Below are 1,167 nucleotides of genomic sequence, written 5' to 3'. Positions count from 1 at the left end.
CAGTCGCCGCAGAAGCGCCGGGCGGGGACATTGAGTCTGTCCGATCGGGAGGAGATCTCCCGCGGTCTGGCGGCGGGCGACTCGTACCGCCAGATCGGTCGCCAGCTGGGACGGCCTGCGTCAACGATCAGCCGAGAAGTCGGGCAGAACGAGGGTAGGGAGCGCTATCGCGCCATCGACGCAGACGACCGCGCCTGGCGCCGGGCCCGGCGTCCTCAGAAGCCCAAGCTGGCCACGAACCCTGTACTGCGAGGCTACGTCGCTGCACGCCTGAAAGAGGAATGGTCTCCGGAACAGATCGCTGGTCGGCTGAAGAAGCAGTACCCAGCCGGGTCGCGGATGCTGATCTCGCACGAGGCGATCTATCGGTCGCTGTACATCCAATCCTGGAATGTGCTGGACAAGTCGTTACAGAAGCAGTTGCGCACCGGCAGACCGATTCGTCGCGCGGTCAGCAACACCACCTCCGGCCAGTGGCGCTCGCAGATCAAAGACGCCGTGTCGATTGATGCCCGTCCAGACGACGTCGCGGACCGCGCTGTTCCAGGTCACTGGGAAGGCGATTTGATGATCGGATCGGAGCAGTCCCAGATCGCCACGGTCGTGGAACGCTCCAGCCGCTACACCTGCTTAGTCCAGGTCGACTCACGCCATGCGTCCTCTGTTACTGAAGGACTGTGCCGGGAGCTGTCGGCGCTCCCGGAGACGATGTCTCGCTCCCTGACGTGGGACCGCGGCATGGAGCTGGCCGGACACAAAGACGTCGCCGCCGGCACCGGGATCAGCGTGTACTTCGCCGACCCACACTCGCCCTGGCAGCGCGGCACCAACGAGAACACCAATCGCTGGCTTCGTCAGTATTTTCCGAAGAAGACAAGCATGAACGGCTACTCCCAGGCTGACTTGCACCGAATCGCGGAGAGATTGAACAACCGGCCCCGGAAAACCCTCGACTACGACACTCCCGCCGAACGCTACGCCGCCCTGTTGCATTGACGATTTGAATCCAAGGCTGCTTTTTTCAGAAAGGCCGTTTCAGCGCGGAGCTCGGAGTTCTCCCGCTCCAGCTCCTTGAGTCGTGCCCGCTCATCGAGCGTCACCTCGGTCTCGGTGCCGCCGTGGGTCTCGCGGTATTTGTTCACCCAGTTCCGCAACGTTTCAGGTCCG

The 1,167-nt window shown here is 63.1% G+C and carries 1 protein-coding gene and 1 pseudogene; one reads left to right on the top strand and one right to left on the bottom strand.

Going from position 1 to position 1,167, the window contains the following annotated elements:
* Nucleotides 1-996: IS30 family transposase (locus G6018_RS06460; protein ID WP_182639197.1), on the top strand; the 996-nt coding region annotated here is incomplete at its 5' end.
* A gap of 17 nt (nucleotides 997-1,013) precedes the next feature.
* On the opposite strand, the pseudogene G6018_RS06455 reads toward G6018_RS06460, so the two are convergent.
* Nucleotides 1,014-1,167: pseudogene (locus tag G6018_RS06455) on the bottom strand (transposase); the annotation flags it as partial.

This window comes from Dietzia sp. DQ11-44, from assembly GCF_014145205.1.
Lineage (GTDB): Bacteria > Actinomycetota > Actinomycetes > Mycobacteriales > Mycobacteriaceae > Dietzia > Dietzia natronolimnaea.
The sequence above is the reverse complement of the archived record's forward strand: the minus strand, read 5'-3'. Positions and strand labels throughout refer to the sequence as shown.